The organism is Thermosynechococcus sp. PKX82 (assembly GCF_031583255.1).
Lineage (GTDB): Bacteria > Cyanobacteriota > Cyanobacteriia > Thermosynechococcales > Thermosynechococcaceae > Thermosynechococcus.
Map to the genome: position 1 here is coordinate 785,802 of NZ_CP134169.1, position 19,140 is coordinate 804,941.

Annotated in this window: 19 protein-coding genes and 1 tRNA gene; 15 read left to right on the forward strand and 5 right to left on the reverse strand. The window is 53.8% G+C overall.

Annotated elements, in window-relative coordinates; translation table 11 throughout:
• Positions 1-14: 14 nt before the first annotated feature.
• Together RHH53_RS03700 and RHH53_RS03705 are read right to left on the reverse strand one after the other, a co-directional pair.
• Positions 15-692 (reverse strand): RibD family protein, encoded by a 678-nt coding sequence (locus RHH53_RS03700; RefSeq protein WP_310438087.1) that lies wholly within the window; start codon positions 690-692, stop codon positions 15-17.
• Entirely contained in the window at positions 689-1,042 is a 354-nt protein-coding gene (locus tag RHH53_RS03705) for a DUF1830 domain-containing protein (protein WP_302678877.1), read from the reverse strand. Before RHH53_RS03705 ends, RHH53_RS03700 begins: the two co-directional genes overlap by 4 nt.
• 214 nt (positions 1,043-1,256) lie before the next feature.
• On the opposite strand from RHH53_RS03705, the gene RHH53_RS03710 reads away from it, so the two are divergent.
• The 6 genes from RHH53_RS03710 to RHH53_RS03735 all read left to right on the forward strand — a co-directional run bounded on the left by RHH53_RS03710 (position 1,257) and on the right by RHH53_RS03735 (position 7,636).
• Positions 1,257-2,819 (forward strand): photosystem II high light acclimation radical SAM protein, encoded by a 1,563-nt coding sequence (locus RHH53_RS03710; protein WP_310744113.1) that lies wholly within the window; start codon positions 1,257-1,259, stop codon positions 2,817-2,819.
• A gap of 87 nt (positions 2,820-2,906) precedes the next feature.
• Positions 2,907-3,920: a type I glyceraldehyde-3-phosphate dehydrogenase gene (locus RHH53_RS03715; protein WP_206201109.1), complete on the forward strand. Its 1,014-nt coding sequence runs from the start codon at positions 2,907-2,909 to the stop codon at positions 3,918-3,920.
• Between the two features lie 34 nt (positions 3,921-3,954).
• Positions 3,955-5,109, forward strand: a complete 1,155-nt coding sequence (locus RHH53_RS03720) for an alanine--glyoxylate aminotransferase family protein (protein ID WP_310744114.1) — start codon at positions 3,955-3,957, stop codon at positions 5,107-5,109.
• A gap of 3 nt (positions 5,110-5,112) precedes the next feature.
• Positions 5,113-5,577, forward strand: a complete 465-nt coding sequence (locus RHH53_RS03725) for an MEKHLA domain-containing protein (protein ID WP_310744256.1) — start codon at positions 5,113-5,115, stop codon at positions 5,575-5,577.
• A gap of 45 nt (positions 5,578-5,622) precedes the next feature.
• On the forward strand, positions 5,623-6,633 hold the full coding sequence (locus RHH53_RS03730) for a DUF389 domain-containing protein (RefSeq protein WP_310744115.1): 1,011 nt from the start codon (positions 5,623-5,625) through the stop codon (positions 6,631-6,633).
• A 91-nt stretch (positions 6,634-6,724) separates the two neighbouring features.
• Complete coding sequence (locus tag RHH53_RS03735) at positions 6,725-7,636, forward strand: branched-chain amino acid transaminase (protein ID WP_206201112.1); 912 nt, start codon at positions 6,725-6,727, stop codon at positions 7,634-7,636.
• A gap of 20 nt (positions 7,637-7,656) precedes the next feature.
• Here RHH53_RS03735 and RHH53_RS03740 read toward each other — a convergent pair whose 3' ends face one another.
• From RHH53_RS03740 to RHH53_RS03750, 3 genes are all read right to left on the reverse strand, one after another.
• Entirely contained in the window at positions 7,657-8,079 is a 423-nt protein-coding gene (locus RHH53_RS03740; RefSeq protein ID WP_315863344.1) for an ATP-binding protein, read from the reverse strand.
• 145 nt (positions 8,080-8,224) lie between these two features.
• The gene (locus RHH53_RS03745) at positions 8,225-10,843 is read right to left on the reverse strand and encodes an AAA-like domain-containing protein (protein WP_310744116.1); all 2,619 of its coding nucleotides are present in this window, start codon (positions 10,841-10,843) and stop codon (positions 8,225-8,227) included.
• A gap of 188 nt (positions 10,844-11,031) precedes the next feature.
• The gene (locus RHH53_RS03750) at positions 11,032-11,415 is read right to left on the reverse strand and encodes a DUF4359 domain-containing protein (RefSeq protein WP_302676776.1); all 384 of its coding nucleotides are present in this window, start codon (positions 11,413-11,415) and stop codon (positions 11,032-11,034) included.
• 46 nt (positions 11,416-11,461) lie between these two features.
• Between RHH53_RS03750 and RHH53_RS03755 the strand changes: the two genes are divergently transcribed.
• The 9 genes from RHH53_RS03755 (at position 11,462) to RHH53_RS03795 (ending at position 18,992) form a co-directional block, all read left to right on the forward strand.
• Positions 11,462-11,534, forward strand: a tRNA-His gene (locus RHH53_RS03755).
• Between the two features lie 14 nt (positions 11,535-11,548).
• On the forward strand, positions 11,549-13,171 hold the full coding sequence (locus RHH53_RS03760; protein ID WP_399385509.1) for an ABC transporter substrate-binding protein: 1,623 nt from the start codon (positions 11,549-11,551) through the stop codon (positions 13,169-13,171).
• On the forward strand, positions 13,168-13,962 hold the full coding sequence (locus RHH53_RS03765; RefSeq protein WP_302678882.1) for a TlyA family RNA methyltransferase: 795 nt from the start codon (positions 13,168-13,170) through the stop codon (positions 13,960-13,962). Before RHH53_RS03760 ends, RHH53_RS03765 begins: the two co-directional genes overlap by 4 nt.
• 206 nt (positions 13,963-14,168) lie before the next feature.
• Positions 14,169-14,744 carry an amino acid ABC transporter permease gene (locus tag RHH53_RS03770; RefSeq protein WP_310744118.1) on the forward strand — a complete coding sequence of 192 codons (576 nt, stop codon included), beginning with the start codon at positions 14,169-14,171 and terminating at the stop codon, positions 14,742-14,744.
• A 94-nt stretch (positions 14,745-14,838) separates the two neighbouring features.
• The gene (locus RHH53_RS03775; RefSeq protein WP_206201119.1) at positions 14,839-15,432 is read left to right on the forward strand and encodes a peroxiredoxin; all 594 of its coding nucleotides are present in this window, start codon (positions 14,839-14,841) and stop codon (positions 15,430-15,432) included.
• Between the two features lie 130 nt (positions 15,433-15,562).
• Complete coding sequence (locus RHH53_RS03780) at positions 15,563-16,861, forward strand: hypothetical protein (protein WP_310744119.1); 1,299 nt, start codon at positions 15,563-15,565, stop codon at positions 16,859-16,861.
• Positions 16,862-16,864: 3 nt separating this feature from the next.
• Positions 16,865-17,989: a hypothetical protein gene (locus tag RHH53_RS03785; protein WP_310744120.1), complete on the forward strand. Its 1,125-nt coding sequence runs from the start codon at positions 16,865-16,867 to the stop codon at positions 17,987-17,989.
• An 80-nt stretch (positions 17,990-18,069) separates the two neighbouring features.
• On the forward strand, positions 18,070-18,540 hold the full coding sequence (gene bcp, locus RHH53_RS03790; protein ID WP_286625685.1) for a thioredoxin-dependent thiol peroxidase: 471 nt from the start codon (positions 18,070-18,072) through the stop codon (positions 18,538-18,540).
• Complete coding sequence (locus RHH53_RS03795) at positions 18,537-18,992, forward strand: NUDIX domain-containing protein (protein ID WP_206201123.1); 456 nt, start codon at positions 18,537-18,539, stop codon at positions 18,990-18,992. Before bcp ends, RHH53_RS03795 begins: the two co-directional genes overlap by 4 nt.
• Positions 18,993-19,140: the final 148 nt, after the last annotated feature.

Consider the following 19,140-nt stretch of genomic DNA (forward strand, 5'->3'; position numbering starts at 1 on the left):
TTACTCGCAATGAGTCAAGCATAATTAAGGCGGTAGTGCAGATAAACCTCATTGCCCACGGGCAAGACATTCAGGAGCGTCAACCTCCCTGAGAAGGCAATCTCCTCTGGATAGAGGCTAGGCGCTACCGACCCTAGGAGGAGGGGGCAGAGGGTCAACCACAATTCGTCAATGGCAGCCATCTGCAACAGGGAGGCGAAAAGCTGTCCTCCTCCCAACACGGCCAAGGTTTGTACACCAGCCCCTTGAATGTGCCTAAACGCCTGTGGCCAGTCAATCTCCGCCACCCCAGCAGACCAACAGTGATCAAAGGCAGTGGATCCTTGCCAGCGGCTGGCGCCTTTCTCGGTGGTCAGCAAAGCGCGCGAAATGGGCTGGCGAAAGAAGGGAAGATTGAAGTCTAATTCACCACGGGCAGAGCAGACAATTTGCAGCGGTTGGGGCGATCGCCCTTGGTGCTCACGCTCAGCAATCAGATGGGGAGACTGAAGGCGCATCGCTGTCCCCCCCAAACGCAATGTTGTCGCCCCAAAGAGTACCGCATCCACCTGTGCCACCTGCTGCTCAAGGTGCTGAAAGTCATAGGCCGAGGCAATGCGCTGACCCAAAGCATCGGCACGAGCAAGGCGGCCATCTAAACTACTGGCCAAAACTGCAATGGTGTAGGGGCGATAACTATTGGGTTGACTCAATGGAGCATCACTTTTTCCGTTGCTGCAGCGGACTCATCATACCACTGTAGCCAAGGCTGGGGGTTGCCATCATGGACAAAAACATGATCTGCCCTTTCTTGCACTTGCAGCTTACAACAGGGAATCGTATCGGCAAGAAGGGCACTAGCCATGGTGCCGCTGTGAACCTCCAGTTGTCCCGCTGGCGGTGATTCAAAGAAAAGCCGTTGTCCTGGAAAAACGACTCGCTCAAAATACCAATTGGGAATATTAGTAATGCGCACCACCTGAATTCTGCTAGTGGCGTTGACATAACAGCAGAGGATGCGATCGCAACTATCGCTAGGGACGGGATCAAAGATTTGCGGCATAGGAAGTAATGGTTTCTTATAGGGACGTGTCTTTACCCTTGTTAGCCTAACATTGCCAATTCGATCCAGTTGTAAACTCAACTACAGGATGGACAGTTCATCCTTTCCTTGAGTTCCGGTGATCCCCTGTTGGAAAGGCGTAAATGTGTTAAAACCTAAACAGCGATAGAGATTTATTAAGAATTTAGCGTTTCCATAGATCTTGGGCTAGCCTATGTCCCCGCGTGTCCTTTACGTCCGTCTCCCCTGCAATCCCATTTTTCCCATTGGCGTGGTTTATCTGGCTGACTACATCCACAAGCAACTGCCAAGCATCGAGCAGCGGATTTTTGATCTGGGGACGGTACCGCCCTTGGATTTTCGTCGTGCCCTTGCCCAAGTGATTGATGACTTTGAACCCACGCATCTGGTTTTTTCTTGGCGGGATATTCAAATCTATGCCCCTGTGGGGGGACGGGGCGGCAATCCACTGCAACATGCCTTTGAGGTCTATTACGCCCGCAATCCCTTGGTGAAGCTACGGGGGGCGATCGGGGGTCTGCGGGTGATGAGTGCCTACTATGGTGAACTCTGGCGAAACCTCAATTTAATCCGTTTGGGACTCCACCATGCCAAGCGTCACCATCCGCAAGTCACGACCATTGTCGGTGGCGGTGCCGTCAGTGTTTTTTATGAACAATTGGGGTCTCAATTGCCCAAAGGCACCATTGTTTCCGTTGGTGAAGGGGAAACGCTGCTGCACAAAGTCCTAACGAACCAGCCAATTGCCGGGGAGCGTTGCTACATTGCGGGTGTGGAAAAGCCCCGCGATCGCCTGATCCACGAATGGCCAACCCCCATCGAAAAAACCGCCTGCAACTACAACTACATTGAGACGATCTGGCCCGAATTTGAATACTACCTTCAGGGGGGTGACTTTTATATTGGCGTGCAAACCAAGCGTGGCTGTCCCCACAACTGCTGCTACTGCGTCTATACCGTGGTTGAAGGCAAACAGGTGCGCATCAACCCTGCTGAAGAAGTCGTCGCCGAAATGCGCCAGCTCTACAATCGCGGTGTGCGCAACTTTTGGTTTACCGATGCCCAGTTTATCCCCGCCCGCAAATTTATCCCCGACGCGATCGCCCTGCTGCGGGAAATCCTGAAAGCAGGCATGAATGATATTCACTGGGCAGCCTACATTCGTGCTGACAACCTCACCCCCGAACTGTGTGACCTGATGGTGCAAACGGGGATGAATTACTTTGAAATCGGCATTACCAGTGGCTCCCAAGAATTGGTGCGAAAAATGCGCATGGGCTATAACCTGCGCACCGTGCTGCAAAACTGCCGCGATTTGAAAGCCGCCGGCTTCAACGCCCTTGTCTCTGTGAACTACTCCTTCAATGTCATTGACGAACGCCCTGAAACGATTGCCCAGACCATTGCCTACCACCGTGAACTAGAAGGCATCTTTGGCGCTGACAAGGTGGAGCCAGCCATTTTCTTTATTGGTCTGCAACCCCACACCCATCTTGAGGCATATGCCCTTGAACACGGCATTTTGCGCCCCGGCTACAACCCCATGAGCCTGATGCCTTGGACGGCCAAGAAACTCCTCTGGAACCCAGAACCCATGGGATCCGTCTTTGGCGAAGTGTGCCTAGCGGCTTGGCGACTCAATCCCAATGACTTTGGCCGCACGGTCATGGATCTACTGGAGGAGCGATTTGGCCGTGCCCCCCTCGAGGCGGCATTGTCAGCACCCCTTGCGGAGACTCGTCTTGTGCATCGTTAAAAAAAACGCAATAAAATGACCATTCCCCCTTAGAATGTTTCCTAGATCATTTCTGGCAATGAGTTAGTAAACAGAGGAAGGGATCAGGTGGTTAGAGTCGCTATCAATGGTTTTGGGCGCATCGGTCGGAACTTCATGCGTTGCTGGTTACAGCGGAAAGCCAATAGCAAGCTAGAGATTGTAGGCATCAACGATACCTCCGATCCCCGCACCAATGCCCATTTGCTGAAGTATGACTCGATGCTAGGCATTTTCCAAGATGCCGAAATCAGTGCTGACGACGACTGCATCTATGCTGGTGGCCATGCGGTCAAATGTGTCTCTGATCGCAACCCCGAAAATCTGCCTTGGAGTTCGTGGGGAATTGATCTCGTTATTGAAGCCACCGGGGTTTTTACCAGCCGTGAAGGTGCCAGCAAGCACCTGAGTGCTGGTGCGAAAAAAGTCTTGATTACAGCACCCGGTAAAGGCAATATTCCGACATACGTGGTGGGAGTGAATCACCACACCTACAATCCCAGTGAAGATATCGTCAGCAATGCCAGTTGCACCACCAACTGCTTAGCCCCCATTGTCAAAGTGCTCCATGAAACCTTTGGCATTCAGCAGGGGATGATGACGACGACCCACAGCTACACGGGGGATCAACGCTTACTCGATGCCAGTCACCGCGATCTGCGGCGGGCACGGGCAGCAGCGATGAACATTGTGCCCACCTCTACGGGGGCTGCTAAGGCAGTCGGATTGGTGATTCCCGAGTTGCAAGGTAAGCTGAACGGGATTGCCCTGCGGGTACCCACCCCCAATGTCTCTGTGGTTGATTTTGTTGCTCAAGTGGAAAAACCCACCATTGCTGAGCAGGTGAACCAAGTGATCAAGGAAGCCTCGGAAACCACAATGAAGGGGATTATCCACTACAGTGAATTGGAGCTGGTGTCTTCGGACTATCGGGGTCACAACGCCTCCTCGATTTTGGATGCGTCCCTCACGATGGTGATGGGGGGCAATCTAGTGAAAGTGGTGGCTTGGTACGATAACGAGTGGGGCTATAGCCAGCGGGTTCTGGACTTGGCAGAGCACATGGCCGCTCACTGGGCTTAGTCGTTTCATTTTAAGGATTGGTTCGCAACTCACGATGCAAGATAAATCGATGTTAATGATTCCGGGGCCTACGCCGGTACCGGAGTCGGTTCTTCTGTCCCTCAGCAAACATCCCATTGGCCATCGCAGCGGTGACTTTAGCGAGATCATGGCGGCGGTGACGTCAGGGTTGAAATGGCTGCATCAAACCACGAATGATGTGCTGATTTTGGCGGCCAGTGGCACAGGGGCAATGGAGGCCGGGATCATTAACTTTCTCAGCGCGGGCGATCGCGTGCTCGTAGGCTGTAATGGTAAGTTTGGCGATCGCTGGGCAGAGGTGTGCGATGCCTATGGCCTGAAAACGGAGCGCATTACGGCGCCTTGGGGACAACCCCTCAACCCCGATGACTTCAAAGCCGCCCTCGAGGCAGACACGGCCAAAACCATCAAAGCGGTGATCATTACCCACAGTGAGACCTCAACGGGCGTGATCAACGACTTAGAGGCAATCAACCGCCACGTCAAAGCCCACGGCCAAGCCCTGATCATTGTGGATGCCGTGACCAGTCTGGGCGCTGTGAGTGTGCCCATTGACGAGTGGGGGTTAGATGTTGTCGGTTCCGGTTCCCAGAAGGGGTATATGATCCCGCCGGGCTTGGCGTTTGTCAGCGTCAGTGCCAAGGCTTGGGAAGCCTACAAGACAGCCACGTTGCCAAAGTTCTATCTTGACTTGGGGAAATACCGCAAGGACGCTGCCAAGAACACAACCCCCTTTACGCCACCGGTGAATCTCTTCTTTGCCCTGAAGACCGCACTGGAGATGATGCAAGCGGAGGGCTTAGAGAATATCTTTGCCCGTCACCAGCGCTTGATGCAGGCCACCCGCGCCGCCATGAAGGCACTCAACTTGCCCCTTTATGCGGCGGATCACTGTGCCAGTCCCGCGATTACGGCGGTGGCACCCCAAGGAGTGGAGGCCGAAAAGATTCGCAGCCTAATGAAAAAACGCTTTGACATTGCCCTAGCGGGTGGTCAAGATCACCTCAAGGGGCAAATTTTCCGAGTGGGTCACTTGGGCTTTGTCAGCGATCGCGATATTTTAGCCGCAGTCAGTGCCCTAGAAGCGGTGCTTGGCGAATTGGGATACACCAACTTTAGTCCCGGTGCCGGGGTGGCCGCTGCCAGTCGTGTATTGACCACGGCCTAAGTGATGGAGCCTTGGTTGCAGCCACCGGCAGTCCAGCAGGCACGACGCATTTGCGCCAGTTTTCAGCACTGGACGGGGCGATCGCTCCTAGCTGCTCCGGCTGGGGATGACTTGAGCCTAGCACAGCAGTTGTTTCACTGGTCACAGCCCGTTCTCTCCCATGGGTATGAGGCCGATCCCATCCTCAACTATGGCAACCAAGCCGCTCTCACCCTGTGGGAACTCTCTTGGCCGGAATTGGTGCAGCTTCCTTCGCGGCTGACGGCGGAACCCATGGCTCAAACTGAACGAGCAACCCTCCTTGCCCAAGCAGCCCGCCAAGGCTATGCCAACAACTACAGTGGTGTTCGTATTTCTCGTTCTGGGCGGCGGTTTCGCATTGAAAATGCTTGGATTTGGACGGTTTTGGATGAAGCGGGCAATCCAGTTGGCCAAGCAGCAACGTTTAATCAATGGCAGTTCCTGTAGCATTGATCTAACCCCTTGCGTATAAGTGACTGTACAAGGTTGTCCATGAAAGAACTCCTTGCCCATTGGTTGCATCAGGTTCAAGCCTTCCGCTATCACCGCCGTACGCCAGAAAGCCTCAATCAATTGATTCGGATACTGTATGCTGAATCCCATTTGAATGTTCCCTATGTGGTCTTGATTGTTACTTCCTGCGCGATCGCCACATTTGGTTTGCTCGCCAACAGTGCCGCTGTGATTATTGGGGCGATGGTGATTGCACCGCTGATGCTGCCGATTCGCGGATTGGCCTTAGCCGCTCTCATTGGCGACTTCAAGATGTTTCGTGAGGCAGCGATTGCCTTGATTGTCGGCACCCTCATGGCCATTGGCATGTCTTGGACAATTGGTGTCATGGTGGGTCTTGAGGTCTATGGCAGTGAGATCATGGCCCGCTCCCAACCCAATCTGCTGGACTTGGGCATTGCGGTGGCCGCAGGTGCCGTGAGTGCCTATGCGGTGGCGGAACCCCGTGTTTCAAACACCTTGGCGGGGACAGCGATCGCCGTTGCGCTCATGCCGCCCGTTTGCACAGTTGGCCTTGGGATAGCGCAGTTGAATACGAGTCTGAGTGTGGGGGCAACGCTGCTATATTTCACAAACCTGCTAGGAATTACGCTGGCCTGCATGGTAGTTTTTGTCATTGTTGGCTATATCCCTTTGCATCAAGGGCGCCGTCCCCTCACCATTGCCGCTGCCCTCACCGCTCTGTTGGTGATTCCCCTCGCCATTAGCTTCAGTCGGCTCATTGAACAAGTGCGGTTGCAACAGCAAGTACGAGAGGCACTGACTCGAGGAACGCTGACATTTCAACGCCTCGATCTGTTAGGTATGGAAACGAATTGGGTCAGTAACCCACCCGTGATTCGGGTGAATGTGCGTGCCCGCGAGCCGGTCACCCCAAAACAGGTGGCACTCATGGAAGAGTTTATCCAACAGCGGATGAATCGCCCTTTTCGTCTAGTCCTACAGGTGTCTAGCATTGAAGAGATCACCTCAGAGGAGCCGTTGCCCTAGTTTTTTGAGCGTTAAGCCAAAATGTTAGACTATTGAGACTGCAGCTGATCTTTGGTTGCATCTGTTCTTTGTCAACGCTTCCCATTGACGCATGAGTGACTTTCTCCCCTACGCCTATCTTAACGGTCAGTTTGTGCCCTTTGCAGAGGCCAAAATTTCCGTGGCCACCCATGCCCTTCACTACGGAACAGCGGCCCTAGGAGGCTTGCGCGGTCTCCCTAATCCGGCCAACGCTAGGGAAATTCTCCTCTTTCGTCTGGAGGATCACTGTCGTCGCCTGAGTCGCAGTGCCCACTATCTCGGCTATGAATTGCCCACCAGCGAGATTAAGTCGAAAATTGTTGCATGGGTGCAAAAAAACCAACCTAGCGTGCCCTTCTATATTCGCCCTTTGGTCTATACCTCTGGGCTGGGCATTGCACCACGGCTCCATGACATTGAGAAGGATTTTCTTATTTACGGCATGCCCCTTGGCGATTACCTGTCAGCCGCCGGCGTTACCTGTCGCATTAGTTCATGGCAGCGGCAGTGCGATCGCTCGTTTCCCCTACGGGGCAAGTTGACCACTTCCTATATTGTCTCGGCACTGGCAAAAACAGAGGCTGTTTCCTCTGGCTTTGATGAGGCGATTCTCCTCAATGACCAAGGGAAAGTCTGCGAAGCCTCAGGAATGAATTTGTTTCTGGTGCGGGATGGTCAACTCATCACCCCCAGTGTGGATCAAGACATTCTTGAGGGCATTACCCGCCGCAGTGTCATTGAGCTAGCGCAGGCGGCGGGTGTCAAGGTGATTGAGCGGCCTGTGGATCGTACGGAACTTTTGATTGCCGATGAGGTCTTTTTAACGGGTACGGCTGCGCGAATTGTGCCCGTCAGTCGCATTGAGACCTACACGCTGCCGAGCGATCGCCCCCTGACACGCCAACTGCAAAAACAATTACAGGCGATCGTTGAAGGACGGGAGCCACAGTATCGTCACTGGGTTGATGTCATTCCCCTCTAGCTCAAAGGTTCGTAATCCGCTTAGGTGAGGTACTTACACAGACTTAATTCGGTTCCTTTCGGGTTCCAATAGACCTCATCAAAGATGGCATAGATCAAAAATAAGCCCCGACCACATTCACAGTCGGCGGCTGGCAATAACTCATCAGCAGTCTCAGAAACATTACTAGGAGGAGAGAAACCGTCCCCCTGATCCGTAATCACCCACCAGCATTGATCGGGGAAGAAGGTATAACGCACAAAAACCAGCTTTTCAGGATTGAGTTGATTGCCGTGGCGAGCCGCATTGACGAGGGCTTCTTGGAGGCCTAGCCTAATTTCATCTTTGTACTGGGGGGGAAGATCACTGAGTAGAATGTCTAGGATGGGTTGGAGAAAAAGCGTTGAGGGAAATGCTAGGGTTTGCCATTGAGGCGCAACGTACATTAACGTCATAGACGGCATAACCCGCGAAGGATAACTGGGCAGCGGGATACAGTTCCGAGACTGGTGAGAGTCATTGGCGGATAACCGAACCCCTCTACCTTTAGCTTAGCAAGGGAGTTGTTGCTCGCACAACCGCTGCCTGTCCTGCCAATGATTCAGTCCACTAGTGCAGGCGATCGCCAAAATAGCGGCGGTAAAGATCACAGCGCACCTTAGCTAAATTTCCCTCTAGGGTAATCAGTCCCAAACTGTGGAGCTTAAAGCCAACGGTGCTATCAACCATATTGCCGTTGTCCGCTTGCAGAATCTCCTTAAAGGCAGGCACTAGGTCTGCCTGCTGCTGGAGATGCCACCACTGTCGCCGCAGGTGATCCCGATACAACCCCGTTTCTGAGGCCGCATTGGCTATTAACGCCTGCCATGTCAGGTCTTGGCGGGCGAGGTGATAGAGGCTCAGACGAATCAGATAGGGATGACCTCCCACCAAGTGCTGCAGGTCTTGAAGCTGCTCCTCTGACAGACTCAGGCCATGGAGGCGACACAACTCAGCAATTTGTTCTTGGTTAAATTCCGGCAGATCAATGGCTAAGCCAACGTTAAAGGGGGACTGATTAATGTCTAGGGGAATATAGACCTCCGTACCATGAACCACAATTAGACGGAGATTGCGCCAAATATCGCGGTTTTTGCCCTCTTCATGCCATGCCCGCAACAGGCCAAAGAAGTCACTGGCCACTTCCGGATACTCAAACACCCGATCCACTTCATCAAGACCCAAGACAAGGGGACGACCCTCAAACTGTGTCCCCGCTTTTTGGCAATTGGGTAAGAGATACTCCTCAAAATAGGTAGTGCAGTTGTATTTACTGCCAAAAATGTCATCCCAATACTCATTGAGGCGGTTTTCTAGCCCTAATCGCCGCCCGACACTGGCACAGAGCCAGCGCAGGAGTTTTTCTAAATCACTGAAGACTTGGGCATCTGCCAGTTGGAAACTGAGGGGAACAGTGCCATAACCCTCTTGGGTGGCGCGGTACAGCAGCCGTGCCATGAGTGAGGTTTTGCCCATTTGGCGGGGGGCTTTGATGCGAATGAGGGAGCCGGGTTGCAAGAGGGTTTCGCGACAGCGTTGCTCAATGGGTGGCCGCTCAATATAAAATGCCGAGGCCACTTCCACCTGCCCTTCTGGGAGTTCTGGCTCAGCCACGGGAACAGGCGCACCATCACCCACCAATGTGCCAATTTGCGCAGATTCAGCAATGGTTTCTTGGGCAGCATCGCTACTGGTGGCTACAGGGGCAGTGGTCGCATTCACCAAGTCGAGAATCTCTTGCAGCAGGGTGTCGGTGTCCGCTGGCGATCGCCAGAAGCGCTGTTGTAGGCGATGCAGGTAGCCCCGCAACTCATAGTTCAAGGGCATATCAAGGGGGAAATTGACCCGCACAGGCAAGATAAAGGGACGGCGATCGCCCCGTTGGGCTTGCAACTGTTTGACCGTGCGGACTTCCTCAAGCACCATTTCACTTTGCGCCGCCGTTTGTGAGAGCAACAGAACAAAGAAATCACACCGCTTTAGCTCCTGATCAATCCGCTGTGCCCATGCCTCCCCAAGGCGGATACTTTGGCTGGCCATAAAGGGTTGGTGACCCGCTTTTTGCAACACCTCTTGGAGGGCACTGGCCAACTGCAAATCGGTGCCGTCACTGGAGTGACTGATAAAAACATGGCGACCTTGGTTGGAAAGGGCGGCGGTGGCTGCCGCTGGAGAGGACACTGGTTTCGGTTCGGTGACTTGTGGCGGCAGCGTGGAAACAGCGGGTAGTGGACGGGGCGGCACTGTAGAAGCACCCCCACCTGCCTTTGGCAATCGCGCAGCGCGCCCTTCGGGCGATCGCCAGAGGTCTTGAACAGGAGTTTTGAGAAATTTGCCAAGGCGAAACCAAAAGGATTTGGGCACCTCCACCTGTTGCAGGCTGGCAAGGGCATCGGTAGCCGTGGTAAAGCGCTCGTAGGGAGAAGGGTGAATTAGTTTATTGACAAACTGCACTAGGCGATCGCTGACTGGTTCAGCAGCTTGCCAACACCAACAACCGTAGGGGTCTTGGGTGAGTTGCAGAGGACTCAACCCCGTCAATGCCTGTACCGCCACCATCCCCAAGGCATAGAGATCGCTGGCCGGACGCGGACGCCCTTGGGCTTGCTCTGGGGCCATATACCCTGGTGTGCCAATGGCAATTGTCTGTGGATTGGTCTCTCCCACCAAGGTACCGCCACCAATGGAGACCCCCATCTCCTTCACTGCCCCAAAATCAATGAGCACTAAGCGGTGATCCGATTGGCGACGAATCAGATTATCGGGTTTAATATCGCGGTGGATAACACCACATTGATGCACAAAGGCCAAAACCCGCAGGGCATCTTGGAGCAACGCCATCACCCGTGCCTCTGACCACGCACAGCCCGGCAACAATTCGTGCCGTAGGACTTGACCCTCAATGAAGTCTTGGACAAGGTAAAATTCGTTGTCTTCCTCAAAGTAGGCAAGGAGGCGGGGGATTTGCTCGTGACTGCCCAGCCGCTCTAGAATTTGTGCCTCCCGCTGAAAGAGCGATCGCGCCAAAGGGAGAAAGGCCGCATCCGTACGGGCGGGGCGCAGGTACTTAACCACACACTTGGCACGAATGGGACGGTGAATATCCTCAGCGAGAAACGTTTGGCCAAAGTTCCCAGCCCCTAAAACTCGAATCAATTTGTAGCGCCCGCCAAGGGTTTTCCCAATCATGGTAATTACGTTTTACTGGTTTCTGCGGTTGTTGATATATTTTGGCATAGTCTTTCCCGCCCCCTGCCGAAGGCTCACTAGCTGGCGAACGCCACTGGTTCTAAAAGCAACCCTGCTGCCAAGCAGAGGTCTGGGGAAATGGGTATTTGCATTTTGCACCTGCTGCTGAAATCAGGGAGAGAGGAAGCTTACAGTCTGAGGGGAATAATTTGACCAAAGAGGCCGAGGCTCCAGACGGTGTCAATGGGCAACTCTGTCACAAAGAGGGTGGCAACGCCAAGGTTATAGGATTGGGTGTTGTAGGCGATGTAGCGTTCAATGTCTTCTGCTGGGCGGGATTCCAGTTGATCGCAGACTTCTAAAGCCACCATGGCGATCGCGCTATCGCGATTGATGATCTCTGGACACACTTGAGTCAAAAGGAAGGTATTGATTTCCGCTGCGGCGCGGCGTTGATAGTCGGCAGGGGTGGGATTCGTCAGAACCGCCGCAATGATCCCCAAGAGCAAGAAGGCGCCACCGCCCCACCAAAGAGGGCGTGCCATGACTTGGGAAAGGAGAGGCACTTTCATAAGAGAGTTCTCTATGCTATGCTAGAGGACTAGCTCAGGAAGCATGGCGAGCGTAGCCAAGCGGTTAAGGCAGTGGATTGTGGTTCCACCATTCGTGGGTTCGAGTCCCATCGCTCGCCCTTTATTCTAGTGGATGATGTACCGAGCGGGTGTATCCGTGACACGACGGCTACTGTGGGGATGTCTGGTACTGTTGTTGAGCCTGCTGCTGGTTGCCTGTGGCGGTGATGAGCCTCGCCCAGGGGATGACAGTATTGTCATTGGTACCACGGCTCGCCTGCGCACCCTAGACCCCGCTGATGCCTACGAAAATTTGGCGGGACTGCTGCTATTGAATTTGGGCGATCGCCTCTATACCTACGAAGGCAAAGACCTCATTCCCCAACTGGCCACAGCGCTACCTGAAGTGAGCGAGGATGGCCTGACTTACCGCATTCCCCTGCGGCGGGGGGTTCGCTTCCACGATGGCACACCGTTTAATGCAGCCGCCATGGCCTTTTCCCTTGAGCGATTTATGAATAGTGGTGGCCAACCCGCCTCCCTCTTGGCCGGGCGCGTTAAAGAAATTCAGGCGATCGCGGAGGACTTACTGGAAATTCGCCTCAAGGAACCCTTTGTGGCTTTTCCCCATTTACTGGCCTTTAGTGGCTTGTGTGCCGTTTCGCCGACAGCCTATGGTGCAGCGGGCGATCGCTTTTTGCCGACGCAATTTGTGGGCACAGGCCCTTACCGTTTAGCGGCCTACGGTACCGATGGGATACGCCTTGAACCCTTTGCCGACTATTGGGGAACCAAGCCCCAAAATACGGGGATTCGCCTGCAAATCTTTTCCAGTAGCGCTAATCTCTACAATGCCTTTCGCACGGGGGCAGTGGATGTGGCGATCGGTGCGCTCGATCCCAATCAAATTCGCGCCCTCAAGACTCAAGCGGCAACAAAGCACTGGCAGGTCATTACCGGGGCAGGTAACGCTGTCACTGTCCTAAGCATTAATTTGCGCCAACCCCCTTGGGATCAATTGGCAGCGCGGCAGGTTTTGGCGGCCAGTGTCAATCGTCAACGCCTCGCGGAACGGGTCTTTTTGGGGGAAGCAGAACCCCTGTACTCGCTGGTGCCGAGTTTATTTCCTGAGAGTGAGCCGATTTTTCGCGATCGCTATGGAGATGGAGACGCCGCTCAAATAGCTCACTGGCTAGCCAAGACCTCTATTTCAGCGCAGCAACCCCTCGTCATCAATCTCTGGTACCGTGCCAATGTTCCCAGTAATGTGCTGGCGGCAACGGTTCTTAAAGCTTCACTAGAGCGGGATTTGGGCGATCGCGTGCAGGTGCAATTGGACAGCGCTGACTCGGCTACGATCTACCGCAATTTAGACAGTGGGGCTTACCCCTTGGTCTTGCTCGATTGGTATGGTGATTTTTACGATGCTGACAATTACCTTGAACCTTTCCTGAGTTGCGAGCATGGTTCTGTGGAAACAGGCTGTGAAAGTGGTGCCAGTGCGGCGTGGGGGTCGTTTTTCTATAGCCCTGAGGCCAATGATCTCATTGTTGCCAGTCGCCGTGAGGCTAATCCCCAACGCCGTGGGGTACTATTGCGTCAGCTTCAGGAACTCAATGCCGAGGCCGTGGCCTTTTTGCCCCTGTGGCAGAGTGAAACCACCCTCTTTGCCCAACCCCAGTTGCGCGGGTTAATCCTTGATGTCAACCAGCTCTTTGCCTTTGCCCCCCTGCAGAAAGCACCAAAAGATCAATGAGTCCCCGAAAGCAACGCTTGGATAGTCTTCTGGTGGAGCGGCACCTGTGTGAGAGCCGCCAACAGGCACAACGTTGGATTCGCGCTGGGGAAGTGCAGGTAAACCATGTCCCCATTGATAAGCCGGGCACGCTGGTGGCAGTGGATGCCACGATTCAAGTGAAGGCAAAAGCCGCCTATGTTTCGCGGGGGGGTGAAAAACTTGCCCATGCCCTAGGGGTCTTTCCTGTGGTGGTGCGCGATCGCGTGTGTTTAGATGGCGGTATTTCCACGGGCGGCTTTACGGATTGTCTGTTGCAAGCGGGCGCCAAACGGGTCTATGGCATTGATGTCGGCTATGGCCAAGTGGATTGGAAACTGCGCCAAGACCCGCGCGTTATCCTCAGGGAACGCACCAACCTGCGCTATTTAACCCCCACTGATCTCTACACTGACGATGCGCCCCGCCCCGATCTCGGCGTGGTGGATGTCTCTTTTATTTCCCTGACTAAAGTTTTACCCGCCCTATGGGAATTACTGCTGCCGCCGCGAGACTTGATTGCGCTAATTAAGCCACAGTTTGAGGTGGGGCGCGATCGCCTCGGCAAACATGGTGTGGTGCGCGATGCCAAGGCGCGTCAAGAAGCCGTGGATCAGGTGATTGCCGCCGCCGAAGCGTTGGGGTGGCAGTGCCACGGTGTGACTCCTTCGCCGATTTTAGGGCCTGCGGGCAATCAGGAATTTTTGGCCTACTTTTCTGAGGGTGGTGGGGTCAATGGTTCACCAATAAATGGGGTGGTACCATCATCCTGAGAAAAATTGCGGTTTTCTAAGCATGCAGCAGGTGGCACCGTTTATTCCTCCTTGGGCAAAATGGCTCAATGGCATCTTTTTGGTGTGCCTATTTGATCTCAGTCTTTAGTTTGCTCTTGGCCGTGATTTTGGGGGCGATCGCCACCTGGGCGAGGTTGTATCCTGTCCCGCCATTGCGCTAGCTGAGTACAGTTTACATTGAATTTGTGCGCGGTACCCCAACCTTGGTGCAACTGCTGGTGTGGGGCTTTGGCATTGGTGGGCTCTTGAGTCAATGGGGTTTTGATCCTCGGCAAATTGCCTTTGATGTCATGAGCGTGCTGCAAAGCAACCGCTTGGTGTCGCCACTTTTTAACTACATTTTCTACGGCATTCTTGGCTTGGGCTTTAACTATGGTGCCTATTTGAGTAAGGTCTTTCGCAGTGGCCTAGAGGGGGTTCCCAAGGGACAAACGGGAGCCAGCCTCAGCCTTGGCCTCTCGGGTCGGCAAACTCTATGGCGGATTATCCTGCCCCAAGCTATTTTGATTATCCTGCCTCCCTTTACCAATAACTTCATTACGCTGATGCAGGACTGCGCCCTCTTGGTGGTGATTGGCGTGCCCGAACTGCAAAATATGACGAGCAATATGACGAGCACCTTTGCCAATCCCATGACCGATCCGCAGCGGAAGCTCTTTATCTATGTCTTGGGTGCGATGTTCTACTTTGCCCTCTGTTTTCCTCTGTCACGGCTCTCCCGCTTCCTTGAGCAACGGTGGCAGCGATCGGCTATTTCATAATCAAAACCGTTATGAGTATGATATAGTAAGCATAGCTGTTAAAAAATGTGAACAGCCCTGTTAATTGGTCGTTGCTAAAAGTACGAGGTTTGCTATGTCTCACTGTCTGCGCGTGGGTCAGCCCGCCCCTGATTTTGAAGCGGTTGCTGTTTATGACCAAGAGTTCAAAACCGTCAAGCTCTCGGACTATCGCGGTAAATACGTTGTTTTGTTCTTCTATCCTTTGGATTTCACGTTTGTTTGCCCCACAGAAATTGTTGCTTTTAGCGATCGCTACGATGAATTCGCCAAACTAAACACCGAAATTCTCGGCGTGTCTGTGGATAGCCAGTTCTCCCACTTGGCGTGGACGCAAATGGATCGCAAAGCTGGTGGTGTGGGCGATCTCAAATATCCCCTCGTGTCTGACCTGAAAAAAGAAATCAGCACCGCCTACAACGTGCTGACCGAGGAAGGGGTGGCACTGCGGGGTCTCTTCATCATTGACAAAGAAGGGATCATCCAACACGCAACGATCAATAACTTGGCCTTTGGCCGCAACGTTGATGAGACCCTGCGGGTGCTACAAGCGATTCAATACGTCCAAGCTCACCCCGACGAAGTCTGCCCTGCGGGCTGGCAACCCGGCGACAAAACGATGAACCCTGACCCTGTCAAATCCAAAGTGTATTTTGAAGCGGTGGGCTAATCGCCCCTCTGTCTCAGACTGATCCGTGCTGTGAACCTGCCCTTGGGGTGGGTTCTTTTTTGTCTCGCCAAGACCCGTAGGAAAACGTTAGGGTGGAACAGGAGGCCTTTTGCCGAAAAGGGAGGCAAACATGACGGTCGATCGCCGCCTAATGCAAGCTGTAGAAACACTGGGGTACCGAGTGACCGCAGGGGATGTGGCGGGTACGGTGGGATTACCACTGCAAACGGCTGAAAAAGGATTAATGGCCTTAGCTGCCGATGTTGGCGGCACGCTACAAGTGGCCGAAAGTGGCGATATTGCCTACGTCTTCCCAAGAAATTTTCGCAGTATCCTGCAAGCAAAATACTGGCAACTGCGACTGCGGGCGGTGGCGCAGCGGGTTTGGGGTGTTGTTTTCTATCTGATTCGCATTTCCTTTGGCATTTTTCTCATTGTTTCGATAGTTCTGATTTTTCTAGCGATCGCCATCATTTTGATTGCCCTTTCTAGTCAAGGGCGAGATGGTGAGGATCGCGGCCAAGGCGGCTCTTGGGGGGGCGGTGGCATCAATGTTTGGGTCTTTCCCGACTTTTGGTATTTCTTTGGCGATCCTTCTCCCCAGCGATCGCGCCCCCGGTCACAGGACAATGACGAGGAAATGAACTTCTTTGAGGGGGTCTATTCTTTTCTCTTTGGCGATGGCAATCCCAATGCCGACCTCGAAGAACGCCGCTGGCAACTCATTGGCCAAGTGATCCGCAACAATGGCGGGGCAGTCACGGCAGAGCAAATTGCCCCCTATCTCGATTTAGAAACAGATCCGGGGGATGATGAGTGGTATATGCTGCCGGTGCTCACCCACTTTAACGGTCGCCCCGAAGTCACAGAGACAGGGCAGATTATCTATTGCTTTCCTGAGTTACAAACGACGGCTCAAACTCGCAAAGGTCAACGGCAGACGCTTCCCCCCATCTTGGAAGAACAGCTCTGGCGCTTTAGTCGGGCACCCGCTTGGCAAATTATGGTGGCCATTGGCTTGGGCTGTGTCAATCTGATCGGGGCGCTGATGCTGTGGTACCTCTTGGGAGATGGGGCGATCGCCCAAGAACTGGGGGGGCTGGTGGCCTTTGTGGCCTCCATCTTTTGGATTTTGCTGGGCTATGGTATTGGCTTTTTGGGTATTCCCTTGGGGCGGTACTACTGGTTACTGTGGCAAAATCAACGCATTCGCGATCGCAATGCCCGCCGCTACCACTACGCCAATATTCTGGCCAATCCCACACCGCAGTTGCGTGCCAAAGTACGGGCAGCTCAAGCCTATGCCCAGCAGCGGCAAATCCGTGAACAGGATGTCATCTATCGCTCCGATCAAGATTTAGTGGAGCAGGAACTCGCCCAATCGGAAGCCATCGATCGCGAATGGTTACGCCGACTGGAATCGGAGTAGATCATGACCCGCTCCTCCCTGCGCCCAGCGGCTGCCACAGGAGATCTCGAGGCCATTCAAGCCCTCCTAGAAGCGGCACTTGCCCCCAAGGGGATAGGGGTCACAGCGAGCCAGCGGCGCGAATGTCTCTTGTTGCGCCTGCAGTGTCCAACGAGTGTCCCGGCTGCAATTGTGCTCACACTACTCGCTCGCGAACTGATCCACTGGCCAAGCTATGCCCACAGCAGCATCCTGATCACGGCTTGCCAAGACAGCTATGAACTCTGGGAAGCGGCGCTTGATCTCACCAGTCGCCATGAGTTACAACGCCTTGCCAAGGGGGAGCATCTACGTCAGACTCTCTCCCTCCCTTCTCCTCCTCGCAAGGAAGAGTTTGGCATTCCTGTCCAACCCCTCAGCACTAAAGATTGGCAAGTGATCGTGGCGGGGTTGGGTCTATCACTCCTTCTTCTTACGTCAGAGCAGGTGATGTTTTTGCTCAGTCCGCTGATTACCCTTGTCCACGAAATGGGTCATGCAGTAATGGCGTGGCTCTTTGGCTATCCAGCGGTTCCCGCCTTTGATTTTCGCTACGGTGGTGGCGTCACTCTCCATGGCGATCGCGCGGGCGGCATCATCCTGCTCATTTATACGGGATTGCTGGCCTTGGCCTATTTCTACCGTCACAATCGGCTGACCCTTATTTGCCTTGGGGTCTTTACGCTGCTTTATACCCTTGTGGCCTTTAGTCCAGTCCATGAAATGCTCTTTGTAGCGATGGGGCATGGCTTTGAACTCATTTTTGCCGTCATTTTTCTCTACCGTGCCCTCAGTGGTTGGGGCTGCCGCTATCCCATTGAACGTCCCCTCTACGGTATGGTGGGGTTTTTCATTGTGTTTTTTAATATGCGCTTTGCTTGGCAGTTGCAGTTTAATCCTGTGTTTCGAGAGATGTACCTGATGGGCAAAGGGGGCATTGATCACGATTTTGTTCGCTTGGCTCGCGATTTTCTGCACACTGATTTAGCAACGGTGGTTGGCCTCTACGGCTTTTTTGTGGTTCTGACACCGGCGATCGCCTTCCTGCTCTATCGTTATCGCCAGCTCATGCTGTACCTGTTCATTCGCCTCTTTATCTCTGAGGGCTAAAGGCTACACCCCTTGGCCACCACAGCAGGAGCCAAACTGGGGGAAGATAGATATGGCCAACCATTGGAAATTGCTCAGAAATGTCCCTGACCGTTGGGGCGATCGCCCCTTCCTTTGAACTGGCGGATGCTACGGGTGAGCGGGTGCGTTTGGCTGACTTTCAAGGTCAGTGGGTGATTCTCTACTTTTATCCCCGTGACAATACCCCCGGCTGCACCAAAGAAGCCTGTGCTTACCGCGATGTCAGTGCCACCTTGGGCGATCGCAACGTCGTTATCCTAGGCATTAGCCCCGATAGTGTCGCCTCCCACGCCAAATTTCAGCAAAAGCTTAACTTGCCCTTTCGCCTGCTGGCCGATGTGGACACCAGCGTTGCCCAAGCCTACGGTAGCTATGGCCCGAAAAAGTTCATGGGCAAGGAATATCTCGGTGTTTATCGGGATACATTTCTCATCGATCCCACGGGCAAAATTGCGGCTATTTATCGGCGGGTGAAGCCCGATGCCCATGTGGCGCAAGTGCTGGCGGATCTGGAGCAGCTACAAGCGTGAATTGGTTTTGGCGAGTTGTCCGTTTTTTCCTAAAGCGATTTTGGCGGCATCCCTTTGTGGCGGTGTCGGTGATTGCCTTGACAGCGGGCGATCGCCTGATTTTGATCCAACGCCGCGATACGGGTCAATGGTCGCTGCCGGGGGGCATGATGGATTGGGGAGAAACGATTCTCGATACCGGCGCTCGCGAACTCGCGGAAGAAACAGGATTGCGCCTCAAGAGCTTTGAAGGCTTAGTGGGGGTTTACTCTGACCCAAAGCGAGATCCCCGTGTTCATGCCGTGTGTATCGCGATCGCTGCCCGCGTTGTCGGTGAGCCGCAGGTTTTGGATGTCAAGGAAGTGCGTGCAGTACAAGCCTTTCCCCTCAGTGACCTCCCCTTAGCCGATCTCGCCCACGACCATGCCCAACAGTTACAGGACTATTTGAGTGGACATCTAGGATTGACATGAACACCAAAGCTAGATTGTTAAGTCTTATTTAACGATATCGCACTTTCGTTTAGTGGAACAAACGGCTACTAATGCAAATGAAGGTACAGAGACACGCTAAGAGAATTCACACCACTTGATCTATCGTGAGGAGACGCCCACCCCCGTA

Excerpts from the sequence above, each read along its gene's own strand:
- RHH53_RS03710 (WP_310744113.1), top strand. The coding sequence starts at position 1,257 with ATGTCCCCGCGTGTCCTTTACGTCCGTCTCCCCTGCAATCCCATTTTT.
- RHH53_RS03735 (WP_206201112.1), top strand. The coding sequence starts at position 6,725 with ATGAGTGACTTTCTCCCCTACGCCTATCTTAACGGTCAGTTTGTGCCC.
- RHH53_RS03720 (WP_310744114.1), top strand. The coding sequence starts at position 3,955 with ATGCAAGATAAATCGATGTTAATGATTCCGGGGCCTACGCCGGTACCG.
- bcp (WP_286625685.1), top strand. The coding sequence starts at position 18,070 with ATGTCCCTGACCGTTGGGGCGATCGCCCCTTCCTTTGAACTGGCGGAT.
- RHH53_RS03740 (WP_315863344.1), bottom strand. The coding sequence starts at position 8,079 with ATGCCGTCTATGACGTTAATGTACGTTGCGCCTCAATGGCAAACCCTA.
- RHH53_RS03730 (WP_310744115.1), top strand. The coding sequence starts at position 5,623 with ATGAAAGAACTCCTTGCCCATTGGTTGCATCAGGTTCAAGCCTTCCGC.
- RHH53_RS03785 (WP_310744120.1), top strand. The coding sequence starts at position 16,865 with ATGACCCGCTCCTCCCTGCGCCCAGCGGCTGCCACAGGAGATCTCGAG.
- RHH53_RS03705 (WP_302678877.1), bottom strand. The coding sequence starts at position 1,042 with ATGCCGCAAATCTTTGATCCCGTCCCTAGCGATAGTTGCGATCGCATC.
- RHH53_RS03780 (WP_310744119.1), top strand. The coding sequence starts at position 15,563 with ATGACGGTCGATCGCCGCCTAATGCAAGCTGTAGAAACACTGGGGTAC.
- RHH53_RS03775 (WP_206201119.1), top strand. The coding sequence starts at position 14,839 with ATGTCTCACTGTCTGCGCGTGGGTCAGCCCGCCCCTGATTTTGAAGCG.
- RHH53_RS03765 (WP_302678882.1), top strand. The coding sequence starts at position 13,168 with ATGAGTCCCCGAAAGCAACGCTTGGATAGTCTTCTGGTGGAGCGGCAC.
- RHH53_RS03760 (WP_399385509.1), top strand. The coding sequence starts at position 11,549 with ATGATGTACCGAGCGGGTGTATCCGTGACACGACGGCTACTGTGGGGA.
- RHH53_RS03725 (WP_310744256.1), top strand. The coding sequence starts at position 5,113 with ATGGAGCCTTGGTTGCAGCCACCGGCAGTCCAGCAGGCACGACGCATT.
- RHH53_RS03745 (WP_310744116.1), bottom strand. The coding sequence starts at position 10,843 with ATGATTGGGAAAACCCTTGGCGGGCGCTACAAATTGATTCGAGTTTTA.
- RHH53_RS03750 (WP_302676776.1), bottom strand. The coding sequence starts at position 11,415 with ATGAAAGTGCCTCTCCTTTCCCAAGTCATGGCACGCCCTCTTTGGTGG.